At 55.9% G+C, this 24,564-nt stretch carries 18 protein-coding genes and 1 pseudogene; 8 read left to right on the top strand and 11 right to left on the bottom strand.

Features of this window, described 5'->3' with window-relative positions; all coding sequences use genetic code 11:
• The first annotated feature begins 1 nt into the window (after position 1).
• Both tnpC and ACRWA7_RS33805 read left to right on the top strand, forming a co-directional pair.
• Positions 2 to 1,533, top strand: a pseudogene (gene tnpC / locus ACRWA7_RS33810) (IS66 family transposase).
• A gap of 57 nt (positions 1,534 to 1,590) precedes the next feature.
• Positions 1,591 to 2,130 carry a hypothetical protein gene (locus ACRWA7_RS33805; RefSeq protein ID WP_438397152.1) on the top strand — a complete coding sequence of 180 codons (540 nt, stop codon included), beginning with the start codon at positions 1,591 to 1,593 and terminating at the stop codon, positions 2,128 to 2,130.
• A 10-nt stretch (positions 2,131 to 2,140) separates the two neighbouring features.
• On the opposite strand, the gene arsC is transcribed toward ACRWA7_RS33805, so the two are convergent.
• Complete coding sequence (arsC, locus tag ACRWA7_RS33800; protein ID WP_438397151.1) at positions 2,141 to 2,563, bottom strand: arsenate reductase (glutaredoxin); 423 nt, start codon at positions 2,561 to 2,563, stop codon at positions 2,141 to 2,143.
• Positions 2,560 to 3,654, bottom strand: a complete 1,095-nt coding sequence (locus tag ACRWA7_RS33795) for an ArsO family NAD(P)H-dependent flavin-containing monooxygenase (protein ID WP_438397149.1) — start codon at positions 3,652 to 3,654, stop codon at positions 2,560 to 2,562. Before ACRWA7_RS33795 ends, arsC begins: the two co-directional genes overlap by 4 nt.
• A gap of 503 nt (positions 3,655 to 4,157) precedes the next feature.
• Between ACRWA7_RS33795 and ACRWA7_RS33790 the strand changes: the two genes are divergently transcribed.
• Entirely contained in the window at positions 4,158 to 5,438 is a 1,281-nt protein-coding gene (locus ACRWA7_RS33790; RefSeq protein WP_438397148.1) for a methyl-accepting chemotaxis protein, read from the top strand.
• Positions 5,439 to 5,838: 400 nt separating this feature from the next.
• On the opposite strand, the gene ACRWA7_RS33785 is transcribed toward ACRWA7_RS33790, so the two are convergent.
• Both ACRWA7_RS33785 and cadR read right to left on the bottom strand, forming a co-directional pair.
• The gene (locus ACRWA7_RS33785) at positions 5,839 to 6,807 is read right to left on the bottom strand and encodes a cation diffusion facilitator family transporter (RefSeq protein WP_438397147.1); all 969 of its coding nucleotides are present in this window, start codon (positions 6,805 to 6,807) and stop codon (positions 5,839 to 5,841) included.
• A 194-nt stretch (positions 6,808 to 7,001) separates the two neighbouring features.
• Entirely contained in the window at positions 7,002 to 7,433 is a 432-nt protein-coding gene (gene cadR / locus ACRWA7_RS33780; RefSeq protein WP_438397145.1) for a Cd(II)/Pb(II)-responsive transcriptional regulator, read from the bottom strand.
• A gap of 226 nt (positions 7,434 to 7,659) precedes the next feature.
• Between cadR and ACRWA7_RS33775 the strand changes: the two genes are divergently transcribed.
• The 4 genes from ACRWA7_RS33775 to ACRWA7_RS33760 all read left to right on the top strand — a co-directional run bounded on the left by ACRWA7_RS33775 (position 7,660) and on the right by ACRWA7_RS33760 (position 12,213).
• Positions 7,660 to 10,110 (top strand): heavy metal translocating P-type ATPase, encoded by a 2,451-nt coding sequence (locus ACRWA7_RS33775; RefSeq protein WP_438397162.1) that lies wholly within the window; start codon positions 7,660 to 7,662, stop codon positions 10,108 to 10,110.
• Between the two features lie 51 nt (positions 10,111 to 10,161).
• Entirely contained in the window at positions 10,162 to 10,551 is a 390-nt protein-coding gene (locus tag ACRWA7_RS33770; RefSeq protein ID WP_438397144.1) for a zinc ribbon domain-containing protein, read from the top strand.
• A 138-nt stretch (positions 10,552 to 10,689) separates the two neighbouring features.
• The gene (locus ACRWA7_RS33765; protein ID WP_438397161.1) at positions 10,690 to 11,415 is read left to right on the top strand and encodes a ZIP family metal transporter; all 726 of its coding nucleotides are present in this window, start codon (positions 10,690 to 10,692) and stop codon (positions 11,413 to 11,415) included.
• Positions 11,416 to 11,685: 270 nt separating this feature from the next.
• Positions 11,686 to 12,213 carry an MgtC/SapB family protein gene (locus tag ACRWA7_RS33760; RefSeq protein ID WP_438397142.1) on the top strand — a complete coding sequence of 176 codons (528 nt, stop codon included), beginning with the start codon at positions 11,686 to 11,688 and terminating at the stop codon, positions 12,211 to 12,213.
• Positions 12,214 to 12,508: 295 nt separating this feature from the next.
• Here the strand turns inward: ACRWA7_RS33760 and ACRWA7_RS33755 are convergent, their stop codons facing one another.
• From ACRWA7_RS33755 to ACRWA7_RS33730, 6 genes are all read right to left on the bottom strand, one after another.
• A complete protein-coding gene (locus ACRWA7_RS33755) occupies positions 12,509 to 13,939 on the bottom strand; it encodes a heavy metal sensor histidine kinase (RefSeq protein WP_438397140.1) in 1,431 nt (476 codons plus the stop codon).
• Positions 13,936 to 14,619, bottom strand: coding sequence for a heavy metal response regulator transcription factor IrlR (gene irlR / locus ACRWA7_RS33750; protein WP_438397138.1), 684 nt, complete (start codon positions 14,617 to 14,619; stop codon positions 13,936 to 13,938). The genes ACRWA7_RS33755 and irlR overlap by 4 nt, the downstream gene beginning before the upstream one ends.
• Positions 14,616 to 17,849, bottom strand: a complete 3,234-nt coding sequence (locus tag ACRWA7_RS33745; RefSeq protein ID WP_438397136.1) for an efflux RND transporter permease subunit — start codon at positions 17,847 to 17,849, stop codon at positions 14,616 to 14,618. Before ACRWA7_RS33745 ends, irlR begins: the two co-directional genes overlap by 4 nt.
• Positions 17,850 to 17,922: 73 nt before the next feature.
• A complete protein-coding gene (locus ACRWA7_RS33740) occupies positions 17,923 to 19,395 on the bottom strand; it encodes an efflux RND transporter periplasmic adaptor subunit (RefSeq protein WP_438397135.1) in 1,473 nt (490 codons plus the stop codon).
• A gap of 8 nt (positions 19,396 to 19,403) precedes the next feature.
• Positions 19,404 to 20,726: a TolC family protein gene (locus ACRWA7_RS33735; RefSeq protein ID WP_438397134.1), complete on the bottom strand. Its 1,323-nt coding sequence runs from the start codon at positions 20,724 to 20,726 to the stop codon at positions 19,404 to 19,406.
• Positions 20,727 to 21,376: 650 nt separating this feature from the next.
• Positions 21,377 to 21,640: a hypothetical protein gene (locus ACRWA7_RS33730; protein ID WP_438397132.1), complete on the bottom strand. Its 264-nt coding sequence runs from the start codon at positions 21,638 to 21,640 to the stop codon at positions 21,377 to 21,379.
• Between the two features lie 1,076 nt (positions 21,641 to 22,716).
• Here ACRWA7_RS33730 and ACRWA7_RS33725 point away from each other — a divergent pair.
• On the top strand, positions 22,717 to 22,986 hold the full coding sequence (locus ACRWA7_RS33725) for a DUF4148 domain-containing protein (RefSeq protein WP_438397131.1): 270 nt from the start codon (positions 22,717 to 22,719) through the stop codon (positions 22,984 to 22,986).
• Positions 22,987 to 23,131: 145 nt separating this feature from the next.
• Here ACRWA7_RS33725 and ACRWA7_RS33720 read toward each other — a convergent pair whose 3' ends face one another.
• A complete protein-coding gene (locus ACRWA7_RS33720) occupies positions 23,132 to 24,100 on the bottom strand; it encodes a YncE family protein (RefSeq protein ID WP_438397160.1) in 969 nt (322 codons plus the stop codon).
• Positions 24,101 to 24,564: the final 464 nt, after the last annotated feature.

Here is a 24,564-nt window from a genome sequence, read left to right as displayed (position 1 = left end):
CATGAATTCACCCACTGATCTCGATGCCCTGAACCCCGATCAACTGCGCGCGCTCGCGCGGCAGTTGATGACTCAGGTCGACGAGAAGACGCGTGAATCGCACTACCGCCAAACGCGCATTGACCAGCTCACCCACGAGCTCTCGGTCATCAAACGCCTGCAATTCGGCAAACGTAGCGAACAGTTCACCACCGAGCAGTTGAGCTTGCTGGACGAGGCCATTGATGAGGATTTGGCCGCGCTTGAGGCCGAGCTGGATGAACTGCGCTCGGACGCGCCGCAGGAGAAGCCTCGCAAGCAGGCCAAACGCTTGCCGTTGCCGCCCCAGTTGCCCCGCACCGACATTCATCACGAGCCGACAGAGTTGAACTGCCCCTGTGGCTGCCAGCGCGTGCGTATTGGCGAGGATATCAGTGAGAAGCTCGACTACGCTCCGGGCGTGTTCACTGTTGAGCGCCACATCCGTGGGAAGTGGGCATGTAAAGCGTGCGAGACGTTGATCCAGGCGCCGGTGCCACCGCATGTGATTGACAAAAAGATTCCAACGAATGGCTTGCTCGCACAGGTGTTGGTCGCCAAATACGGCGACCACCTTCCTCTGTACCGGCAGGAACGCATCTTCGCCCGCGCGGGCCTGGCAATTCCACAATCGACGCTCGGCGGCTGGGTGGGCATATCTGGTGTGCGTTTGCAGCCCTTGGTAGACGCGCTTCGCGAGGAACTACTGCGCCACAGCGTCCTACATGCAGACGAAACGCCAGTGCAGATGTTGAGCCCCGGCAAAGGGAAGACACATCGCGCCTATTTGTGGGCGTACTCCTCGACCCAGTATGCAAAGGTGCGCGCTGTCGTGTACGAGTTCGCCGACGGCAGATCTGGCGAACATGCCCGCGCCTTCTTGGGCAACTGGCGTGGCAAGCTGGTCGTCGACGATTACAGCGGTTATAAAGCAGGATTTAAGCTGGGCATCACGGAAATTGGCTGCATGGCGCACGCGCGGAGAAAATTCTTCGATCTGCATGCGAGCAAGAAGAGCCAGATCGCCGAGCAGGCATTGAAATTCTCGTGGCGCTCTATGACGTCGAGCGCGAAGCCGCCGACTTAGACGCTGAGCAGCGACGAGCAAGTCGTGAAGAGCGAGGCCGGCCAATTGCGCAGGCGTTGCATGTCTGGATGCTCGCTCAGCGCAAACTTGTATCCGAGGGCTCGCCGATCGCCATAGCACTGGACTACAACCTTAAGCGTTGGCAGGCGCTCACGCGCTATCTCGACGATCCTCATGTACCCATAGACAACAACCGAATCGAGAACCTGATCAGACCCTGGGCAATCGGACGGGCGAACTGGTTATTTGCAGGTTCTCTACGCGCTGGACAACGAGCTGCGGCCATCATGAGTCTGGTGCGTTCCGCTCAGCTCAATGGGCACGACCCATACGCATATCTGAAAGACGTCCTCACGCGACTGCCGACACAGCGGGCCGATAAGATCGCCGAATTGCTTCCGCATAACTGGGTACCACCTGTCCCCTGATTGAGCTCACCCCTGACTTTGCCGGGCGCTTACATTGATGCGGCCGTCGAGGCGGGTATGGAAAATATAAAGATAAACACGGTCGTCAAGCGAGGGGTGAACGAAGACCAAATTATTCCAATCATTCATCGATTTCAAGGAACAGGCGTGACGCCTAGGTTCATCGAGTACATGGACGTTGGAGCCACGAATCAGTGGAACCTGCGGGACGTGGTGCCGTCCTCAGAACTCGTCGAGCGCATCGACCGCGTCTTCCCTGCAACTGATGGCTTCCGAACGGAACGCACCACATCGCGACTGTTTCGGTTCGCAGACGGCATGGGCAGTGTAGGGTTTATTTCAAGTGTCACCGAGCCGTTTTGCGCGGATTGCACGCGGCTTCGGCTCACAGCAGATGGGCGACTCTTCACGTGCCCTTTCGGTGCTGAAGGATTTGACCTGCGACCCGCATTGAGGCGATGCGCGAGTACGGAGCAGACTCAGCAGGATATTCGGAGCGTCTGGAGAGCGCGCAGTGACCGATACTCGGAGGAGCGAGGAACGGACACTGGAAAGGTAGAGCAGCGTCATGCTGAAATGTCGCTGCTCGGTGGATGAGAACGCTTGATCAGCCGACGCGTTTTCCTTGAGCGTCGATGACTACCTCTCCGTCCTCCTTCGTGAAAGGCTTCATGAGCGCTTCAGGGAGGATGTCGAGAAGGATCTCCGACGGCCGACAAAGTCGTACTCCAACGGGGGTGACGACGAACGGCCGGTTGATCAGGATCGGATGTTCCAGCATTGCGTCGATAAGTTGCTCATCGCTGAGCATCGGGTCGTCCAAGCCGAGATCCGCATAGGGAGTTCCTTTTTGCCGTATCGCATCGCGAACGCTTAGACCCGATTCCTTGATCAGTTGGGTTAGGACTTCGCGGCTCGGAGGTGTCTTCAGATACTCAATGACCGTCGGTTCGATGCCCGCATTTCGAATCATGGCGAGCGCGTTACGCGAAGTGCCACATTCCGGATTGTGATAGATGGTGACGCTCATAAAATTTCCTTTTCGATTGAGTTCAAATACTCGGTAATCTGTGCAACCGTCGACCTTGCAGTTCGCATGACACCGATGAGTGTTGCTGAGGCGAAACCGCACCAGTCGCCATATCCGACCAGCCAAAGCCTCGGCTCCTGCGTCGCTCGGCCATCAAGGACGTCCACTTGGCCGGCGTCATTTATAAGGTGCAGCGGTCCTAAGTGTTGCAGCGCAGGTCGAAAGCCCGTACACCACAATACCGCGTCAACATGCGCGCGTGCCCCATCCGCCCAAACGACACCATCCTCGACGAATTTGGAGAACGGCCGCACCGAGTGCATGACACCACGTTCGCGCGCTTCCCGCACGGGCGGAATCATAACGATGTGTCCGAGACCGCCGCTTGGGAACGGATCAGGCCTCCCCTCCGCTCGTGCCTTCCACCGCAGCGTTGCGCGCTCAAAGAGAACGCGCCCATCCACGTCATCTGGCAGAAACGTCGGGGACTCCACTGTCACCCAGGTTGTGTTACAGACCTGCGACAGTTCGGCTTGAATTTGTGCTCCTGAGTTGCCTCCGCCGATCACCAGCACATCCTTTCCCTTAAACCGCTCCGGGCTTTTGTATTGCGCCGAATGCATCTGGATGCCTCCGAATGTCTCTTGGCCCGGATATGTCGGAATGAACGGGGCGCTCCACGACCCAGTCGCGCTGACGACTGTTTGTGCAAGCCATTGGCAGTCGTCCGTCGAAACGAGCAACCCGTCGTCCTCACCGGACACCGAGATCACCCGCGCGTTACGACGCACTGGGATTTCATAGCGCACTTCGTACTGGGCCAGGTAGCGCACAACGTGATCGCGCGACGGATACTCGTCTTCCATTGACGGCATCAACCAACCTGGAAGTGAGCTCCATTGCGCCGGTGAAAACAAGCTAAGTGAATCCCATGCGTGCTGCCATGCGCCGCCGGGGGCCGGCTGATCATCTAGGACCAGATAACTGACAGCCGCTCGGCGCAGAAAGTAGGATGTGGCAAGTGCCGATTGTCCGCCGCCAATGACTAAAACATCAACTGGAATCGGTAGTGTTGTAGTTTCTTTCGACATGGAGTTTTACGGATCAATTACTTCGATAATTCGGGACACATCGATATTTATCATCGTTGGAAGGATGCTACAAGTTCGACGTCTGAAAGTCCTTAGTCGGGCCAAGTGCAGCGACTGGGTTAAGGCGATGTCGAACTCATATGAGAGCTTTCGCATTGCCAACAAGACATGCCGCTGCATACGACGCGCTCACTACTATCCGATCTCCTCGGATTGCACAATATCGTCCCGACTGCTTTCGCGCACCCGCCGGCGCCCACCGCGAAACGAGCAGGCAGACAGCAGCCCGATCAACAAAATTCTCGCCTTGCTATCCCACAACTCCCGCGGACTATCTGTTCGATGTCCCAACGTTCAGACATGCCCCAAGACGAGGGTAACTCAGGGCTAAAGAACTTTCTAACATTTCCGTTATACCGGATATATCGAGATAAAGGGCGCCTGCGACCGTTGCGTGAAGACCAACCGATGCTGGTGCGAATACAACCAAATCGGATAGCACAATGAACATCGTGAACAGACTCACTGTGGCTTTTTGCGTCTGTACCGCCTCGTTGGTGGTGACCGGCGCCTACGGGCTCTTTCAACTGGCAGAGTCGCAAGATCGATTTGAAAGCATTTACTCGGATGTTTTGCCGTCTATCAAGACGCTTGATGCGGTAACCGCCAACCTCACCGAAATCCGCATTCTCTTGTACCGTCATGCGCTGATTTCCGACGCTGCGGGAAAGTCGAAGATCGAGGCCGTTGTTGCCGAGAAGAAAACCGGCTTGGATCGATTGCTCTCTGATTCAGGGAATACGCACGACCTTGACGAAAGTGGCGCAAGTCTGCGTAACGCCGACAAGTCCAATCTCGAAGCCTATAAAGCCGGAACACTTAAGCTGATGGAAACGTCGCGCGCAGGTGACCTGGAAGCGACGAAAACCATGCTGTATGGAGATGGACCGCTTGATGCCGCGAGCAAAAAACTGCGCGCGGGCATTGCATCGCATATCGAACATGAGGTTCGACTTGCGGACAATCTGCGAATGGCCAATGCCGCTGCCTACAAAAAATCAGTGACCACCTTGGCCGTCGGCATTGCATTGATAATGCTTTTCACTGCTGTCACGGCCTTTCGCATACTCACACATATTCGAGCAAGCCTTCGTGGTATGAAGGCAGTGCTTCTCTCAGCGAGCGAGTCATTGGATCTGACACGGCGGATACCGGTCAGCGTGATGGACGAGATAGGACTTGCAGCATCAGCCTACAACGCCCTAATTGCTCGAATTTCCGGCGTCCTCGCGCTCGTATATTCATCGTCGGATTCTGTCAGTACTGCGAGCAAGCAAATCGCGGCCGGCAATGTCGACTTATCGTCGCGCACTGAAGAACAGGCAGCTTCGTTAGAAGAGACTGCCTCTAGCATGATCGAGCTGACAGCAACCGTCAAACAAACCGCCGAGAATGCTCGCCAAGCTAGCGCTCTCGCTTCAGACGCCGCCACAACCGCGGGAACTGGCGCAACTTCCGTGCGATCAATGTTAGACACAATCGGCAAGATCAGTGACAACTCGACAAAGATCTCCGAGATCACTGGATTGATTGAAGGCGTTGCATTTCAAACGAACATCTTGGCGTTGAACGCGGCTGTCGAAGCCGCTCGAGCAGGCGAGCACGGCCGCGGTTTTGCGGTTGTCGCAAGCGAGGTTCGCAGTCTTGCTCAGCGATCGTCTGCCGCAGCCAAGGAGATTAAAGAGCTCATTGAGTCGTCAGTCGCCACGCGTAGACCGCATTAAAACTGTCAACGTTGCATCAATAAAATTGTCACTTCGCCCAGTTTTCACTTGCGCTCAAGGCGCCAAGTCATATTTGAAGGGGAATGCTTATGCGAAATAAAGATGTCACTGGGGCCGGATTGCGACGACGGTCGTTGGCATCCTTGCCCCCTCGAAAGCAAACGCATAAACCGTTCAAAGACGCGGGGGGGTCCAGCCGTTCGCGAAGAAATGATTTGCGCTTATAGGGAGCGGAGTTGGGCTTGCACGACGGGGTGGAAAATCGCGTCGCCAGAACTAATTCGAGGCATCAAAGTTACCGGCGACCCGGTATCGTCATTCGGTATTTTGTTGAGCGGCGCCTGCGGACGGAGGATCAACGGCCGGTAGTGTGCGCCCAACACGCGTTCAAGTTTCAGCACTAAACAACATTTGTGGGTGCCAGCCGACAGAGATACCCCGGATCCCCTTCCTCAATCTGAAAGGTTGCATGGCCAATCGCAAAGCGCTCCTCTAAACCTTCGCAGGCATGGTTCAGAAAAGCATCATCAAGACCGTTGTTTGGGCGCACCAGATGCGCCGTTAAGGCGGTTGCGGTCGTGCTCAGGGCCCAAATATGAATGTCGTGCACATCCCGGACGCCGGGAAGCGCTGCAAGATAGGCGTGCACTTTCTCTGCGTCCACGCCCTCAGGCACCTTGTCGAGCGCAAGATTTACACTATCGCGCAGGAGACTCCACGTCGAGACCAGGATTAACGCAGCAACAGCAAGGCTTACGACAGGATCGAGCCAAGACCATCCACTCAGTATAATCACGAGCCCCGATATCACAACACCCGCTGACACGACGGCGTCAGACGCCATATGCAAGAAAGCGCCTTTCACGTTGAGATCGCCCTTTCGACCACGAGCGAACAGCAGAGCGGTGACGCCATTTATAACGATTCCTGCACCGGCAACGATCATGACTGTTTGGCCACCGACCGCACCTGGCGGAACCCCTTCGACAAGACGACGTACGGCTTCGACTGTAATGCCGCCCACCCCAATCAGGAGCACAACAGCGTTCGTTAAAGAGGCAAGGATTGAGCTCCGTCCGAAGCCGTAAGTGCGATTGCGAGTGGGACTACGGCGCCCAAGCCACGCAGCCCACCACGCCAATAACAATCCAAGCACGTCCCCAAGGTTGTGGGCCGCATCCGCGAGCAGGGCGACTGAGTGCGCGCTCAGACCGTAGATGACTTCGGCGATGACAAATGCTGCATTTAACGCCGACCCGATAGCGAATGCACCGTCGAAGCCGGCAGGTGCCGTATGGTGGTGATGGTGCCCTCCCGCACCGTGCTCGTGATCCGCGTGATCGCTGTCGTGGTGATCATGTTCAGCCATGGTTAATCCTAGCGCCTCGTGAGAAAAATGCGATGATCTATGCGAATCGATTCATGCCAATCTATTGACTTTTGTAGTCAATCCCCACGATTTAGAACGACCGCGCTTTGGGATTTCTCGGTACGAGTAGCGCGTACATCTGCGAAACGGCCATCGCAAAACACCAGCCGCTTATGCGAAGGCAGCGCATATCGTTAACCAACGTGCGAATGTTTCATACGCGAGGGCATAACGTCCATGTTTGAAAGCTCCCGAACAATTCCGCAGTCCCCCACAGCCTGTTCCGCTTCACACCGGCTCCTCAAGTCAATGAGTTGCGCTCGCAATTCCATCAGTTCTGCAATGCGATGGTCGACATGGGAAATATGTTCGTCGACCAGTAAATTGATGCCGCCGCACGGCCCCGTCGGCGCATCCGTTAACCCTAGCAATGCCCGTATCTCATCATGTGCCATATCGAGCGCTCGGCAATTTCGAATAAAGCGTAGTCGATCCAAATGCGCCGCCGAATAGTCGCGATAATTTGCAACGGTGCGATCGGCGTCAGGCATGAGCCCCTCTTTTTCGTAAAAGCGAACCGTCTCGGTGGTGCATCGAGCAAGCTTTGCGAGTTCTCCTATTTTCATTTGAACCTCCGAATATCGCTTGACCTTGTAGTGACTTCAAGGTGTTTACTAGAACACAAATCTAGCCAGGAAGCCACAGATGTCCGACTCAACCAAAATCGCGTCCGAACGTGAATTGCAAGAATTACCGAAGTCTGAGCGCGGTAATTGCTGTGGGACTCAAGCAAAAGCTCCTCGAAAAGAGGCGCTTGAAGGTCCAGGCAGGCGCGACAATGGCCCTTCGTCCATGGGCGCCCCTATCCATTCTTCCTGCGCGCCCGCTCCGGATTCGTTCGCTGAAAACCACGCCCATAGTCAATCGCCTTTGTCCGCTGAGCACGCCCACCATCATGAGTCGGAAGGTGCGGCACACAATCACGAAGCGCACGCCCATGGTCATGATACCCACGGCGATGACCATAGCTCATTCGTCTCGCGCGCCGAGCACGCCCACCATCACGGACCCGAGGACACGTCACACGAGCACGGAGCGCACGCGCATGGTCATGATGGACACAACCATCACCATTCCGAGGCATGTTGCGCCACGGCCCTGGCCTCGCTCGAAAGCCTTTCCGGAGCGCAAGTAGTCGGTAAAAACATTCGCACGCCGATTCGGATCATGCAGATGGATTGCCCGACTGAAGAAGCGCTTATCCGCAAGAAGCTCGGGACGATGAAAACCGTGGAAGGCATGGAATTCAATCTCATGCAGCGGGTAATCACAGTCGAGCATGCTCCTGACGCGCTGGACTCCGTAGCGGCAGCAATCCGGTCGCTCGGATTTACGCCAGAGTTGCCGGGCACGACCGGTCAACTCGACACTGCCGTGGCTGAACCCAAAAAGCCGTGGTGGCCGCTCGCGTTGGCAGGGGTTGCGGCAGTCGGGTCGGAAGCGGCCAGCTGGCTGGGTGCACCCGTGTGGATACCTGCCGCTCTGGCTATCTTTGCTGTCGTTGCCTGCGGCCTGACTACTTACAAGAAAGGTTGGGTTGCGATCTCCAATGGCAATTTGAACATCAACGCGCTCATGAGTATTGCGGTAACGGGTGCGCTCGTGCTCAGGCAATGGCCAGAAGCGGCGATGGTGATGGTGCTCTTTACCGCTGCCGAACTGATTGAGGCCAAATCGCTTGATCGCGCACGCAACGCCATCCAGGGGCTTATGCAACTGACGCCGGCGAAGGCGACTGTACGCCAGGCGGATGGAACATGGGCGGATATCGATGCAAAGTCGGTTGCTATTGGCGCCGTCGTGCGGATCAAGCCGGGCGAACGTATTGGACTAGATGGCACGGTCGTGGCAGGACGATCAACAGTCAATCAGGCTCCGATTACCGGTGAAAGTCTGCCTGTTGATAAGGCGGAGGGCGACACCGTGTTCGCGGGCACGATCAATGAGATAGGCTCGCTTGAATTCAAGGTCACCGCGATCGCCAGTAACACAACCCTTGCACGAATTATTCACGCTGTGGAAGAGGCCCAGGGCGCCAAGGCTCCGACGCAGCGTTTTGTCGATCAGTTTGCACGCGTCTATACGCCAGTCGTATTCGCGATTGCGCTTGCTGTGGCGATTGTGCCACCGCTTCTCGCGGGCGGGAGTTGGCAAGAGTGGGTCTATAAGGCGCTTGTCTTACTCGTGATCGCTTGCCCATGCGCACTCGTCATCTCGACCCCGGTCACGATCGTAAGCGGACTAGCGGCAGCGGCCCGAAAAGGTATTCTCGTCAAGGGCGGCGTCTATCTCGAAGAAGGACGCAAGCTTGCGTGGCTCGCGCTCGATAAGACGGGCACCATCACCCACGGGAAACCAGTCCAGACCGATTTCGAGTTGCTCAGTGACGACGTTGACTTCGAGCAATGTAGGCGAATTGCTGCCAGTTTAGCTGGCCGATCGGATCATCCCGTCTCTCAGTCAATCGGCAAGGCAGCCGACAGTTCGGGCGTTGGTCGCTTAAATGTCGACGGCTTCGAAGCTATTCCGGGGCGGGGCGTGCGCGGCATAGTGGCCGGAAAGGCGTATTCACTTGGCAATCACCGGCTCGTTGAAGAACTCGGGCAGTGCTCCGCTGCGCTGGAGACACACCTTGAATCCCTGGAGCGGCAGGGCAAGACCGTTGTCATGCTGAGCGATGCAGTCCATGTCCTTGCCTTGTTCGCCGTCGCCGATACGGTCAAGGAGACGAGCCGGGCAGCAATCGAAGATTTGCACACGCTCGGCATCCGCACCGCGATGCTGACCGGCGACAATCCGCACACTGCGCAGACGATCGCCCAGCAGGTAGGGATTGACCAGGCTCGTGGAAATCAGCTACCGGAACACAAACTCAAGGCAGTCGTCGATCTTTCCACTAATGGTTCGGTAGTCGGTATGGTTGGCGATGGTATTAATGACGCGCCTGCGCTTGCGCGTGCCAACATTGGCTTCGCGATGGGCGCAATGGGAACCGACACCGCTATCGAGACGGCCGATGTTGCGCTCATGGATGATGACCTTCGCAAAATCCCCGCCTTTGTGCGTCTGTCAAAAGCAACGCATTCTATCCTCGTGCAAAACATCGTACTAGCGCTTGGAATCAAGGCTGTGTTCCTGACGCTGACGCTGATTGGACTGGGCACGATGTGGATGGCCGTGTTCGCTGATGTGGGGGCAAGCCTGCTTGTGGTCGGCAACGGACTCCGGCTACTGCGCAAGTAAGCTGAGCCTAGTTGGATACGCACGTTTCTACGACGTTATTCTGGAGGCAAAATGGGACTTTTGGACCGGTTTTTGAGCGGACACGGCGGAGGGCATGGCAGCAATCACGGCGGTGGGCACAGCGGCGAAGGACGCAACCGTAAAGAACACCACGGCTCTGGTCACGGATCAGGGCATGGCGACCGACACAGACCGGAGTATCAAGAGAACTACCGTACCCCGGACAATTATGGCCGAGAGTCCGGTCAAGGTTGGGGTCGGGGTAACGCGTCAACCGACCCCAGCTTGGCGTGTGCCAAATGCAGCGCTGCGAACCCGCCGGATGCGAAATTCTGTTCGCAATGTGGCGCTTCGATGACTCCTGGGGCATGTTCCCAATGTGGGGTCGCGCTTGCTGCTGGCGCAAAATTTTGTGGCGGCTGTGGAGCCCCGGCAAATTAAAGACAGCGAAGCTTCGCTACAAGTTCGCTCCACTGAAGTGTGGGTTATTGAGCCGATAGAGCGGTGAAATTGCTTTCGCATACGACGTCCGCCAAGGCGCATGAAGCGGCTTTTTTGGCTGATCAACGAGAAAACCGAGTGCCGCCATCCCTGAAACTTGCGCTATATACGTTGCCTCCAGTACTGGCCGCCATTGTCGGGTCGGCGCTCGCATCGGCTAGCCCACCTGGTCCGCGAACAACTAGTGTGATTCAGCACTTTACGGCCGGCATTGTATTTGCCGCCGCCGTGCTCGAGTTGTTACCACAAGATCGTCTGCACGCAACCGCGCCCGTAATCATGGGCTTCGCGTTGGGACTCGCATTAATGCTTCTACTCCGAAAAGTCTCGGAGTGGATTGAAGTGCGGTTCGGTAACTCAGCTTTTCCCACTGGCTTGTTGCTTGTGACGGGTGTTGACCTGGTTGTTGACGGCGGCGTTTTGGGAATTGCATTTGCGGCCGGCGAGCAAACCGGCATCATCCTCACTATTGCACTCACGTTGGAAGTGCTTTTTCTAGCCCTGTCAGTGAGCGTTGCCATGAGCGCAGCAAAAGTCGCTAAGCGCTGGGCGTTGACAGTGCCTGCGGGGTTAGCACTGTTGCTGAGCGCCTCGGCGATAGGCGGACACGAGGTCTTCGCGGGAATGTCTCCCAAACCCTATGCCGTGTTGCTGGGGTTCGGGACGGTGGCGCTCCTCTATCTGGTCACCGAGGAACTTTTAGTGGAAGCGCACGAGGTGCCGGAAACGGCACTCGCAACGGCGTCGTTCTTTTTTGGATTTATCGTGTTTTTCGTCATTGAAGCGGTGGTCAAGATCCAGTAACGACCAACCATCTACGGCGCGGCTTAAGCACATTACGCAACGGGATCCTAGACAAGGCCGCGCGTCACCCGAGATTGACACGCTGAAAATGTGCTCGCCCCTCCAGATCAATCCGAACGTAACGGCATTCCCGAAATGAAGGTGCGATTGACGAACCAAACGGCAATCGCCAAAAGTAGATCGCGATAGGGAGCGTACAAGGTGTCGCGATGTGGTCGGACCACAGCTACCTCGCCGCGCCCCGCGGCAAACTAGACTTTAAGGAAATGTGTGAACCTTTGGCTTGAAGAGGTAGGGTTGACCATCCAGCAAGAGTTTCACGATCTTGGCGACGCGTTTTATATTACCCAGGTTGTGATGAGACTCGGCATGGCGCTGATACTTGGAGGCGCCATTGGCTTCGAACGGGAATCGGCTGGTAGTGCCGCTGGTTTGCGCACCCACATGCTGGTCGCTGTCGGATGCGCGCTTTTTATTCTCGTTCCACTACAAGCCGGATTCTCACAAGACAACATGAGCCGGGTGATCCAAGGGCTTGTATCGGGCGTCGGGTTTCTAGGTGCGGGCGCCATTTTGAAACCGGCGGATGATCGCGTGCGGGGCCTCACGACTGCGGCCAGTATCTGGCTCAGCGCTGGGGTTGGTATGGCGGTCGGACTGGGCCGAGAAGCCACGGCAACCCTCAGCGTCGTCGTTGCCATAGCCATCCTGTCAGGCGCAAAACTGTTTCGAAGCGCTACGCCTGCAGCGAAACGGAGCACGGAGCAGCCGAAGAGTACGCGAGGGGCAAAACAATAAATTGCTGCCGGTTCTGATTCAGCTATCGACAGTTTCGCGAGTCACCTCGATTATCCAACGCAGCCGTAAAAGCGGTTAACAGACCAAAACAGAAATTCCGGCATACCTGATATATCCCAAGGACTGTAGCACCCGTCAAATGACCCGAATGTACGACAGCGTGCGCCGCGGCGTCGATGTTAAAGATCTCGCTTAATCAAGCTGTCGATCGTTCAATAGCGCATTCCGAGCGCTTGCAACAAATGTGGGAAAGTCGTTGCGGCAGGAGGTAACGACTGCAAACCGACCTAGCAAATCACATCGAAGGCAGATAATTCGTAAGACCATCGCGACCGCCGTTGGCAGTCGGGAAGCAGAGCTTGAATGTCGTCCGGACATTCGGGATACTGGTTACAGTGCAATCGCCTCCATGCTCTTGCATGATCGATCGTACGATGGCCAGCCCAAGTCCCGTTCCCGATGCGGAACCGTGCCGCGAGGGATCAACACGGTAAAAGCGATCAAAAATGCGACCAATGTGTTCCGCACTGATTCCTCGACCGAAATCGGTAACGCTCACCTCACTCGATGTGCCGTAAGCCTGACACCGTATCTGCACGCTTGAGCCTTGAGGTGCATGAGCGATGGCGTTGGAAACCAAATTACTGATGGCCCGTTGAATAAGCAGCGGATCACCGTTGAAATTTGCCTCACCTGCGACATCGATACTGACACCCGCATCCTCCGCCATGATCTCGTAGAAGCCAGCCACGCGATCAGCTTCGCTTCGACCGTTAATAGCCACAAAAACCGGCTTTTGTTGCGCGTTGTCGCTGCGTGCCAAGAAGAGCATATCGTCAATCATGCGCGAAAGTCGCTGGCACTCGTCAACACTTGATTCGATCACTACGCGATATTCATCGCCGCTACGCGGTTGCGACAACGCCACCTGTGCTTCAGCGAGCAAGTTTGTGAGGGGGGTCCTCATGTCATGCGCGAGATCGGACGAAAATCGGCTGAGGCGAGTGAACGAATCGTCAAGTCTTGCCAGCATGCGATTAAACGCGTGGCTAAGATCCTTGAGTTCGCCCGCCATCTCCGCCTCAGGCAACGGTTGCGCAAGTCGGCTGCTTGAGACCGCTTCGGCCCGGGTTGTTAGCTGCGCAAGCGGACGAAGGCCAAAGGAGGCAATCAAATAAGCCACCGCTGCCGTTGCCATGGTACCGATTACGACGACGAACAGCACACTAAGAGCGTAGGCCCGCAAAAGTGCGCGCTCGCTTCGTGCGTCGTACTGAACCGCCACGCGTACGATCGGGCCTTGTGGCCCATCCAATGGAACAATGGCAACGAGATACCTTAGCGTCGTTCCCCGCATCAAAATCTTTGTAGGCGTAGTGCTTGCTTTTGCTGCGAGGACGGCGTTGCTTGCTCGAAAACCGCTTGTTCCCGCCAGCCGCCGACCTTGCGCGTCATAGAGCGCAAGATCCATGTTTTGATGACCATGGAGGGGGTCGTAAAGCGGAGCACTGTCGGACGCCACTTCCTCGACAGTGCGCACATCGCTTAAGTGCGATTGTGCGGCCGTCAGCGTCGTCATCATTTCTTTCTCAGACATGGACGCGACATTGGTCTTCAGCGCTTCGTACAGCAAAAGGCCACTGATCGCCAGCAACACAGACGTGGACACCGCGAACAATATCGTCAGACGCGCGCGTAGGGTGCGGGGAAGCAAAGTTATTTTCATTCGGAGGCTTGCGCCCGCTCTTCGAGCACGTAACCCATGCCGCGAACCGTATGGATAAGCTTCGGGTCGAAATCGTCGTCAACTTTTGCTCTCAATCGGCGAATGACCGCATCCACAACATTCGTGTCGCTGTTAAAATTCATATCCCAGACCTGCGACGCGATGGTGGACCGTGGAAGGATCTCGCCCGTGCGTCGCATCAGTAACCAAAGCAGCGCGAATTCCTTGGCAGTCAATAAGATCGAATGGCCATGACGCGTGGCTTTTCGTCGCGTAACGTCGAGCTCCAGGTCCGCCACACGCAAGGAGGTCGAATCCCGGCTTTGTCCTCGCCGCAAAATTGATCGCACTCGAGCAACCAACTCAACAAAATCAAATGGCTTAGCGAGATAATCGTCCGCACCCAGCTCCAGTCCCTTGACCCGATCGCCCACGTCATCGCGTGCAGTCAAAAATAAAACGGGTGTCAAGTGCGTTTTACGCAACTCGTTAATGACGGCCCATCCGTCGCGCCCGGGCAGCATCACATCTAAGATAATGAGGTCATAGTCCTCAGTCTGAGCTTGGTGCAAGCCGCTCGCGCCATCGGTTACCCAGTCAGTCACGAACCCTGCTTCATTCAAGCCTTTGCGGAGGTAGGTACCGGTTTTTGCTTCATCCTCGACGATCAAAATTCTCATGCGTTTTCCCCCGCGGACTGATCGAACCGGCGACGCAGCCGCATTGGCAGGAGCGGACGAAGCACGTTGAGCGCTGAGGCACGGAAAGATGTGGAGTGGCAGACCCGGTATAGCACGGGAAGCACGAGCAAGGTCAACGCAGTGGACGAGATAATGCCTCCGATGACGACCGTTGCGAGAGGTCGTTGCACTTCGGACCCCGTTCCTGTTGCAAAGGCCATCGGCAAGAAGCCAAGTGAAGCCACCAATGCCGTCATCAGCACCGGTCGAAGCCGGGTGAACGCACCCTCGGTCACCGCCATATCAAGCACCCGCCCATCCTCGCGCAAGTTGCGAATAAACGAAATCATCACTAAACCGTTGAGAACCGCGACGCCTGAGAGCGCGATAAATCCGACCGCCGCAGAGATGGATAACGGGATGCCGCGCGACCACAACGACAGGACGCCACCGCTGAGTGCGAACGGAATCCCGGTAAACACCAGCAGGCCGTCCTTCACGTTATTAAACATCATAAACAGCAGCAAGAAAACAAGCAGCAGCGCAACGGGGACGACCAATTGTAGCCGTGCGGTTGCAGTTTGCAGCTGTTCGAACTGCCCACCCCAAGACACCCAATAACCGGACGGAATCTGGACGCCTTGTTGGAGCTTATCCTGTGCCTCGGCCACAAACGATCCCACATCGCGCCCACGCACGTTCGCGCTGATCACAATCCGGCGCTTACCGTCTTCGCGGCTGATTTGATTCGGGCCGGGCGACACATCAATGTTCGCCACTTCCGCGAGCGGCACATAGGGCGCCTGGGCCGGAACCGAGCTTGCGCCCGCTCCAACAGCCGCAGTTGGCAGCGCAATCGGCAAGCGCTTGATCGCTTCGATATCGGTACGCAGCTCATCGGGCAGGCGAACCACAATGTCAAAACGGCGATCGCCTTGAAACAGCGTGCCTGCCGTCTGACCACCCACTGCGGCGGCGACCGTGTCCTGGACATCTGCGATATTGACCCCGTAGCGCGCCAGCCTTTCCCGATCCAGATTGACCGTTAGCACAGGAAGGCCTGTGGTCTGTTCGACTTTCACCTCCGACGCGCCAGGCACCTTTTGAAGGATCGCCGCAGTTTTCGCCGCCGTCGCGTTGAGCACCGCCATATCATCCCCAAATATCTTCACCGCGACATCGCTTCGCACGCCTGAGATTAGCTCATTGAAGCGCAACTGTATTGGCTGCGAAAACTCGAAGTTGTTGCCCGGCAGCGTTTCGACCACCGCCTGCATCTCCGCAAGAAGTGCATCGCGCGATTTCTTTGGGTCTGGCCATTGATCAGTGGGCTTGAGCATGATGTATCCGTCGGAGATATTTGGCGGCATCGGGTCAGCGGCAATCTCTGCCGTACCAGTTCGTGCGAACACGCGGTCGATTTCAGGAAACCGTTCTTTCAGCGCTTTCTCGACCGCCTTTTGCATCGTCACCGACTGCGACAGGCTCGTACTTGGAATGCGCACCGCCGCCAATGCCATGTCGCCTTCGTTCAAACTAGGAATGAATTCGCTACCCAGCCGCGTTGCGAGCAGCATGGTTAGACCCACGATGACGACTGCGCCGCCCAACACCCGCTTGGGTCGCGCAAGAAACGCGTTCAGCGACGGCTCGTAAGCGCGTTTGGCCCATCCCATCACGCGGCTTTCTTTCTCCGCTACGCGGCGCCCGATGAACAACGCAACCGCGGCAGGAATAAACGTAACCGACAAGACCATGGCGCCGGCCAAAGCGATCACAACCGTAATCGCCATGGGATGAAACATTTTCCCCTCTACGCCGGTTAAAGCGAGGATCGGCAAGTAGACGACCATGATGATCAATTGACCAAAAATCAGTGGCCGACGAGCTTCCTGAGAGGCTGCGAAAACCTCGGCGAAGCGCTCTTCCCGAGACAACGAGCGGCCCGCTACGGTTTGCGCGTGAGCCAAACGGCGCACACAGTTCTCAACGATGACTACGGCACCATCGACAATAATGCCGAAGTCGAGCGCACCCAGGCTCATCAAGTTCGCGCTGATTTTTCCATTCATCATTCCCGTGAACGTGATCAGCATCGAAAGCGGAATGACAGCCGCAGTGATAATGGCTGCACGAATATTCCCAAGGAAGAAGAACAGTACCGCGATTACAAGCAATGCGCCTTCAAGCAGGTTCTTTTTGACGGTGGCGACAGCCTTCTCGACCAAGACCGTGCGATCGTAGACTGCAATTGCGCGCACGCCTTTGGGCAGCGAGCGATTTACATCATCCATCTTTTTGGCAACCGCTCGCGCGACCTTACGGCTGTTCTCGCCCATCAACATGAACACGGTACCAAGGACGACTTCCTGGCCGTTCGCAGTCGCGGCGCCCGTTCGGAGCTCGCGCCCGATTTCGACCTGCGCCACGTCCTTGATACGCACAGGCACACCACCCACGTTTGCCAGAACGACATTGGCAATGTCATCAAGCGATTTAGTCTGCCCGGGCGCGCGCACGAGATATTGTTCACCTCGTTTTTCGATATACCCCGCGCCCACGTTCGCATTGTTGCGCTCAAGCGCGCGAACAACGTTGCCAAGGGATAGGCCGTAGGACATGAGCTTGGCGGGGTTTGGCGCAACCCTGAATTCTTTGACGAAACCGCCGATTGAATTGACTTCGGTAACACCCGGGACGTTGCGCAGCTGCGGCTTGATTACCCAGTCTTGCAATTCGCGAAGGTCTGTCGGCGTGTATGAGGTTCCATCCGGCTTACGCGCATCCGCATTTGCCTCGACCGTCCAGAGATAAATTTCTCCCAGCCCGGTGGACGTCGGACCCATCGCGGGAGTCGCGCCGGGAGGCAGCTTATCTTTCGCCTCTTGCAGCCGCTCATTCACCAGTTGTCGCGCAAAATAGATATCCGTGCCTTCTTTAAAGATGACGGTGACCTGCGACAAGCCATAGCGGGAAATAGAGCGCGTTTGCTCGAGATTCGGGAGACCGGCCATCGCGGTTTCGACCGGATATGTAATCCTCTGCTCGGCTTCCAGCGGTGAATAGCCAGGTGCCGACGTATTGATCTGCACCTGTACATTGGTGATGTCTGGAACCGCGTCGATCGGCAGCTTCTGGTAGCTGTAGACGCCCAGCGCTGCGGCCCCGGCGACGGCTATCATGACGAGCCAGCGGTGCACGATAGCGAAACGAATCAAGCGCTCAAACATAAAACGTATCCTTCCCGGGGGCGTCAAACATCAAGGTGTTGTTGTGATCAATGACTGCAAAGCGGATTAAAGCTCAATGCCCTTCGGCGCTGCCCTTTTCCAGCTCGGCTTTCAAGACGAAGCTGTTTGCAGCCGCGTACTGCTGTCCAGCCTTGAGCCCTTTCGTAACTTCGACGAAGCTTTCGTCGCGCCGACCCAGTTCCACGGGCTGCGCGACGAATCCCTTCGCTGTTTGAACAAAGACCGCCGGCTTCCCGTCGATGTCGTGCAGTGCTTCGGTCGCTACCGCAACAGGCGCGTCCTTCGAGCCCGCGTTGACGGCGACGTTGACAAACATGCCCGGGCGCCATGAGCCGTTCGGATTAGTCAGCACCACGTGTGCGGGTGCTGTCCGGGTTTGCTCACCCAGCAGTGATCCAACGTAAGTGATCTTTCCTGTGGCTCTGGAGTCGAATGCCGCAGCACTCACGGAAGCCTCACGACCCACTTGAACATCGTTGAGTCGCTGCGCCGGAACGGCCATCTCGGCCCACACCGAAGCAAGATCAGACAGAACAAGTACGTTCGCATCGGCGGCAACTGCCTCGCCCGCTGTGACGTGTTTTTCGACAATCGTGCCGGAGAACGGCGCGCGCAACTCGTAGCGGTTCAGCACACCCGTTGCAGCGGAGGCGTTGAGCGCTTGGAGTTTTTGACTAGCGTTCGATGTTGCAATTTCCGCCTCGCGCAGCTGGGTTTGAGCCTGGAGGTAGTCCTGCTCAGCCGATATTTTTTCCTGCCACAGGGTCCGCTCTCTCGAATACGTTGCTTGGGCGGCCGAGAGCCGGCGCTGCGCTGTCAGCAACTCGCTCCGGCGATCTGCCAGGTCGGTGCTGGCGATCACAGCGAGCACCTGGCCCTTCTCAACACGCTGCCCGAGCGACACGGACACCTTTTCAACAATGCCGGCCACCCGAGGCACGATGTGCGCGGTCGTATCTTCGTTGAATCGGATTTCCCCCGGAAGGACAAAGGAACTGGCGACCGAGACTGGTCCGGATTGTTTGGTAGCAATGCCTGAAGCTTTCAACTGCTCTGGCGCCAAGCGGATTGCACCATCGGCTCGCGATACCTCGTAGATTGCGTCCGCGCCGGCGGAACGGACCTTTAACGAAACGTCGAACACATGCGGCTTTGCAATCGGCTCGGGCAAGACGAATTTCTGGCCGGACGTGATCAGGTCAACCGATTGTTGATTTCCGTCATAGCGTTTTACGACGCCGGATATGGATACACCAGCAACACCGATTGGTTTGCCCTTGGAAAGAGGATGTACCTCGAGTTGGACGCTTTCCCCTTGCTCAGCGAAGACGACCTCAATGGATTGTGTCCCGCTCGTGAATACGGTCCCTCCTCGGGGTCCCACGGATGCGTCGGCCGAAAGTGCGGCATTCGCCGTTGTTGCTCCGTTGATGTCGATGCCAAAGTAGTTTGCCGATAACAACAAGACTGCAACAAAGACAGCGGAACCGCCAGCCGCCACAACCAGATTCTTTTTGCTTGCCATGACGTGCCTTAGGGATGGGTAAATGAGGATGCTTGCGAAGCCAGATCGACGTTTCCGACGACGCGCTCGAGGTCCGCATAGGACTGACGGGCTGCGATCAGAGCTCTGATGTACTGCGAGCGTGTCTGAAACAGCGTGCGTTGTGCGTCAAGCACATCTATAAAACTGAACTTACCCAGGTCGAACCCGCGCGACATGGCGTCAAGGGCCTGGCGGGCAGCAGGCAGCACATCGCCTTTTAAACGCTGCGCCTCGATACTCGCAGCGTCATAGCTGGCATAGGCTTGAGCGAGATCCACGCGCATTTGGGCAAGTTCACCGTCGCGATCGGATATGGCTTTCTCCGCGCGATGCGTGGCCTCGAGCAACGCGCCCTTGTTGGTATCGAAAATCGGCAACGGTATCGAAATTCCGACCACTGCTTGATTGCTCGGCATACCACCTGTGACGATGCGTTTCATACCAGCACTCACGGTGATATCCGGCGTGCGCCTCGCGCGCTCAAGGGACACGATCGCGGTCGATCGTCCTATTTCGGCCACTGCTCTTCGGGCGGTGGGTGTTTCTTCGATTCTTTGTTGAAGCACAGACATTCCGAGAGGCACCTGAAGTGCTTCGGCATCGCCGGTTACGACCCTCTCTCGCAAGTCGAGCGTGCCTAGGGTCGACGCCAGCTTCACCTGCGCGGCGGAGACATAGGCATTCGCGCTCGCAAGCGCGATCTGAGCTTCGGTTGCGGCGACCTGCGCACGCGTCGCCTCCACGGGGGACACTTTGCCCGCCGTTGCGCGCCGCTGAACCAATTGTGCTGAGCGAGTTGCGATATCGGCCGAATCACGCGCGAGTTCGACCTGCTTTTGCGCAAACAACACCCCATAGAATGCGGTGCTGACGTCAGCGTGCAGAATGGCGGCCCGCTCATCAAGTGACGCGAGAGCACTTTGCCGCGCATATGACGCGGCGTCCAAGCGGTAGGATCGTTGACCCGCGAGTTCAATGCGCTGGTTGATGAGCCCTGTTGAAGTACGTTCGTTACCCGTAAACCCTTCTTGCAAGAATGACACTTCTGGATTTGGTCGAACACCGGCCTGAATATATGATCCCATCGTTGCGTCGGCTTCAGAGCGAGCACTGCGCAGCAGCGGATTGTGTTCAAGCGCGATGCGCTGTGCTTCTTCCAGCGTCAATGCCATCGCTCGACTAGACTCAGTTGTTTCACGCGCGAACGCGTCAAAGCGCAGCGGTGGCGAAGCGTCTGCCGATATAGTTTGTGCCGCGACCGTACCGGCAAACGTGGCCAATATGGCTGCTCCTAAAAAGCGTGCGCGCATCTTTTTTACTCGATTAGATCGTTGGTATGTGGAGGAAATCATACGAATTTGTTGCGTCGCAAACATGAGACGAACATGAGATTTTTGTCATGTTCATGGGCAAGTACAGAAGTACGCGTTGCTGCGAAGTTCTCCACTGCACGTTTAACGCGAAGGACACGATGGAAGCTTCACGTGGAGGTTTTGACACGGATAGTCCGGCTTCAATCGAGGCGCACGTTTGGCAATCGGACTCGCCAAGGATGTAGGATTTTTTTGATTACCCCCATCTACAAACGAGCAGCCCGTCAACATGATGGTCGCAGCCACGATCGCGGAGACGCTCAGCGCGTTGATTAAGTGAGGTAAACGCAGCCCTGACGCAGCGCCACTTTCTCGACTTTTATGCCTCGCGAATACATTCATTATTGATACCTACCGCTAATAAAGACGAGTTGAGGGCGTGTTCACGACGTCCAGGCGAGCACCAAAGCCTACAGAGTTGAGTGAAGGGCCCTGACTGTGCCGTGTAATCGGTCTAAAACGGTCAACGTGCGTCAGCGGCAGCGGCAGCCCGTGCTTCAATCACGGTACAGAGAAATCCTGTGAAATTGGCTTGGCTAACCGCTGAGACTAGCCGGTGCAGTCGAGGACAATTTCGGCTCGAGCGATTACGGGCCTGCTCGGTGAATTAAGGCGCTAGTTGCTGGTACGGAACGGGTGGGGTTCCTCATGTCCTGATCCGCATCGTCGGACGCCCGGCGCGCAGGTGCTTTCTCAACAACTGCGCCTTGTTGGACCGTTTCTGATTTGATCTGCGCTTGATAGCTTGATCTGTCGAGCTCCCATGACGGATAGTCATGGTCACCATCCGCAAATGCGGTCGGGGAAGGCGTTGCGGCGAACACAGCAACCAAAAGGAGGGCATGTTTCATCGGAAATACCTCCGAAAATATCGCGGATCGAAGTGATCTTCGAGTGCTCCCATTTTGAGGAGACAGGTCCGATGAGGACATGACGGCCAGATGATATTTTTATCATCCGGGTTGCTGGTGATTCCGCGTCATTTCCGGTTGGGAGAGAGAACTTCGAGTTGGTCGATTAGCCTCCTTTGCCGACGCAAAGCTCAGTTCGTCGTATGACACCGTATGCGATGAGGCGTCACGTCAATAGGTTAGGGACGGGGGCGCCTCACTCGATGCGTGGAGCAGAGACTGGGAACCGGCCCACCGTTCTCCCCCTTCGTCAGCGCTGAAGGTTATCTGAGCTTGTCCAGCGCCCCCGCAGAAATTGTCAACGCCAGCATGACGGCGGGCGAACCCGCGAGTTCTTGCATCGCGCATCGGACTCGGCCGGGAACGTAGGTGTCGTTGCTGCGGCACCCTTCATCCCATCTTGTTTGGCCGCCCCATCAACTAATGCGCAACCCGAGAGAAATGCAATAGCGGTCACAATAGGAAAGACGCTCACCGCGCTGATTAGTCGCGGTGAACGAAAGAATTTTCCGAAAATGGCTCTACAAGTCTTAATTGCTTTAATGAGGCACACAATTGTCTCCGCCAGATAGAAAGTTATATGATTTCAACGATCGAATGTCGCTGTTTGGTTTCGAAAGATAAGCTGGAAGCGTCGCAGATGCCCTCTTTTTTTGATTTCATTTTGAGGACGTGATTCATACATGAGCATGACCGCTAGATGATATTTCTATCGTCCAGGTTGAGCTTACGAGGTGGAATTGCTCCCTCATCGACCGATGACGGGCTATCGACATCCAACAAAGGTAGACACAACAACACATGAAAAAATTTTTTACTGTCGACGGTTGTATCTCGATATTCAATACCAGTTAGCCCTTAATGGATCTCGACATTTCCATGTAGGAGCACTAGCTGGTTGAAGCCTGCGAATCTAACAAAATTATCATCCTGCCATCATGGTCGCGCACCATCGAGCGTGCAAACTTCTCTCCAAGCCGCCACATCGGCGGTTCTTAACCGAGAGAGATTTGACTATGAAAGCTTCTAAAGTTTCGGCATTTGTGGTCCTCACATGTGCTTCAGCAGTTGCGCTTGCGCAGACGCCATCGACGGGAAAGACTCGTCAGCAAGTGCAGCAGGAACTGATGCAAGCGCAACACGACGGTATTGTTCCGGTTTCAAAGCATGATTACCCGCCCAGCCCCGCCCGCATTGCGCGGAATAAAGAGCTACATGCACTAACAAAGCATGCCGGCGAGCAGATGCCGGTGCAGGACCATCACGACAATCTAGCGTCGCGGTAAGCGTTCAATCGCGTCAACGCTAACGAAATTTTTTATAAGTCGCGTTGGCTGTGGGCAGGGGCGGTCTCAAATGTTCACGCGTCGTGATATTTGAACTTTCGTTGGCCGGTTTGACGATTTCGTTTCACAGACCGCTCGCCCGGCTTCAATTAGCCCAAGGTCGGCGATTGTAAAAGTACAAGCCGTGCGGCGAACGGCCCACGTCGATCACCGAAACTAACTTGTTACTAGTCATGTCAACGACGCCGACGCTTTTTGAAAACCGGAACGTCACCCACAAAAAACGATTGTCCGGGGTCAATTCCATGTCATCCGGGCCCGGCCGCAACCCCGTGATGTCTTTCACTTTCGTGAGTGTGATTTGATCGATTTGGCTGATTGTGCTTTCCACGCGATTGCTCACGAGGACATGGCTACCGTCATTGAGCGGCCGAAAATTGTGCGCGCCTTTGCCAGTCATAATGCGTTTGATGATGGTGCGGTTATGCCAGTCGATCACTTCGACGTTGTCCTCACCCGTCATACCAACCAAAAGGTATTTGTCCTGCGGTGTCAGCCAAAGCCCCGCGGGTTGTTTGCCCACCGGCATTTTCCAAAGAATTTTTTGACTTTCAAGGTCGATCGCCGCTAGTTCGTCTGAATCTTGAAGGGTCACAAACACAATCTTATTGTCCGCGGTGAAGATCATGTGACTGGGTGTCTGCGAAAGCGGAAGGCGTTTCACAATCTTTAAGGTTTGCCCGTCGTATTCGTAAATATCGACACGGTTCAGCCGCAAGCCGTTGGCTACAAACCACTTCCCGTTGGGCGAAAACCCAAGTTGATATGGGTCATCGATGCCTTCTAACGTTTTCGTGACCTTACCCGTTTTCGGATCGACGAACATCAAATTGTTGCTGACGGAGTTGGCGACAAGAAGTGTCTTTCCGTCTGGTGTCGCCATCAAGTGGTGTGGCTCTTTGCCCACCTGGTAGGTATCGATCACCTTGCGCGATGCTTGGTCAATCAAGGTGATCGAGGCGCCTGCGGAATCAAGTACAACGACCGGATCGTTTGCCCAAGCATGAGAAGCGGCAAGAACTGCCAAAACAGCGCCAGCCATTTTAGCGATCATAGAATTTCGATTCATAATTTTCATCCTTCATATATTTACAAGCGTCTGCGTGCTTGCTCGACTGACTACCGTTCTCTAGTTCTGTAACTGACATTCACGCCTTGGCAGAGTGCTAAAGGCAACAGCTTCAGTGCGATTTTAGGTACACGATGGTCAAGATACCGAGCGACAAACCCGCCATCCAGCCGATCTTATAAGGCATCGGCCTATTTTTGACGGGTATCGCAGCTCGAGCGAACAAACGACAAATCAACATAAATAGCAAATTTTCCATGGCAAGATCTGCGCAAGCCCTGTTTTCAAAATTTAAAGACTATGTCCTGTTGTCGGCTGCATTGGTTCGGACTGGCTATATTTTTGCGTGTCAAAAACCCCAACCCAATAGCGGTCATCAAAACCGCAATCCACCAGCCGAACCACCTGCGCCGTGACCATTGTTGCGCCGCGCGCGTCGGTTTCCACGC

It is taken from the genome of Caballeronia sp. DA-9 (genome assembly GCF_051615025.1).
GTDB classification, from domain to species: domain Bacteria; phylum Pseudomonadota; class Gammaproteobacteria; order Burkholderiales; family Burkholderiaceae; genus Caballeronia; species Caballeronia sordidicola.
Note: the sequence above shows the minus strand (reverse complement) of the source record. Positions and strands in the feature narration are given on the sequence as shown.

What these genes read in the sequence shown, in the direction of transcription:
- ACRWA7_RS33805 (WP_438397152.1), top strand. Translation starts at nt 1,591, where the DNA reads ATGGAAAATATAAAGATAAACACGGTCGTCAAGCGAGGGGTGAACGAA.
- arsC (WP_438397151.1), bottom strand. Translation starts at nt 2,563, where the DNA reads ATGAGCGTCACCATCTATCACAATCCGGAATGTGGCACTTCGCGTAAC.
- ACRWA7_RS33795 (WP_438397149.1), bottom strand. Translation starts at nt 3,654, where the DNA reads ATGTCGAAAGAAACTACAACACTACCGATTCCAGTTGATGTTTTAGTC.
- ACRWA7_RS33790 (WP_438397148.1), top strand. Translation starts at nt 4,158, where the DNA reads ATGAACATCGTGAACAGACTCACTGTGGCTTTTTGCGTCTGTACCGCC.
- ACRWA7_RS33785 (WP_438397147.1), bottom strand. Translation starts at nt 6,807, where the DNA reads ATGGCTGAACATGATCACCACGACAGCGATCACGCGGATCACGAGCAC.
- cadR (WP_438397145.1), bottom strand. Translation starts at nt 7,433, where the DNA reads ATGAAAATAGGAGAACTCGCAAAGCTTGCTCGATGCACCACCGAGACG.
- ACRWA7_RS33775 (WP_438397162.1), top strand. Translation starts at nt 7,660, where the DNA reads ATGGGCGCCCCTATCCATTCTTCCTGCGCGCCCGCTCCGGATTCGTTC.
- ACRWA7_RS33770 (WP_438397144.1), top strand. Translation starts at nt 10,162, where the DNA reads ATGGGACTTTTGGACCGGTTTTTGAGCGGACACGGCGGAGGGCATGGC.
- ACRWA7_RS33755 (WP_438397140.1), bottom strand. Translation starts at nt 13,939, where the DNA reads ATGAAAATAACTTTGCTTCCCCGCACCCTACGCGCGCGTCTGACGATA.
- irlR (WP_438397138.1), bottom strand. Translation starts at nt 14,619, where the DNA reads ATGAGAATTTTGATCGTCGAGGATGAAGCAAAAACCGGTACCTACCTC.
- ACRWA7_RS33745 (WP_438397136.1), bottom strand. Translation starts at nt 17,849, where the DNA reads ATGTTTGAGCGCTTGATTCGTTTCGCTATCGTGCACCGCTGGCTCGTC.
- ACRWA7_RS33740 (WP_438397135.1), bottom strand. Translation starts at nt 19,395, where the DNA reads ATGGCAAGCAAAAAGAATCTGGTTGTGGCGGCTGGCGGTTCCGCTGTC.
- ACRWA7_RS33735 (WP_438397134.1), bottom strand. Translation starts at nt 20,726, where the DNA reads ATGCGCGCACGCTTTTTAGGAGCAGCCATATTGGCCACGTTTGCCGGT.
- ACRWA7_RS33730 (WP_438397132.1), bottom strand. Translation starts at nt 21,640, where the DNA reads ATGAAACATGCCCTCCTTTTGGTTGCTGTGTTCGCCGCAACGCCTTCC.
- ACRWA7_RS33725 (WP_438397131.1), top strand. Translation starts at nt 22,717, where the DNA reads ATGAAAGCTTCTAAAGTTTCGGCATTTGTGGTCCTCACATGTGCTTCA.
- ACRWA7_RS33720 (WP_438397160.1), bottom strand. Translation starts at nt 24,100, where the DNA reads ATGATCGCTAAAATGGCTGGCGCTGTTTTGGCAGTTCTTGCCGCTTCT.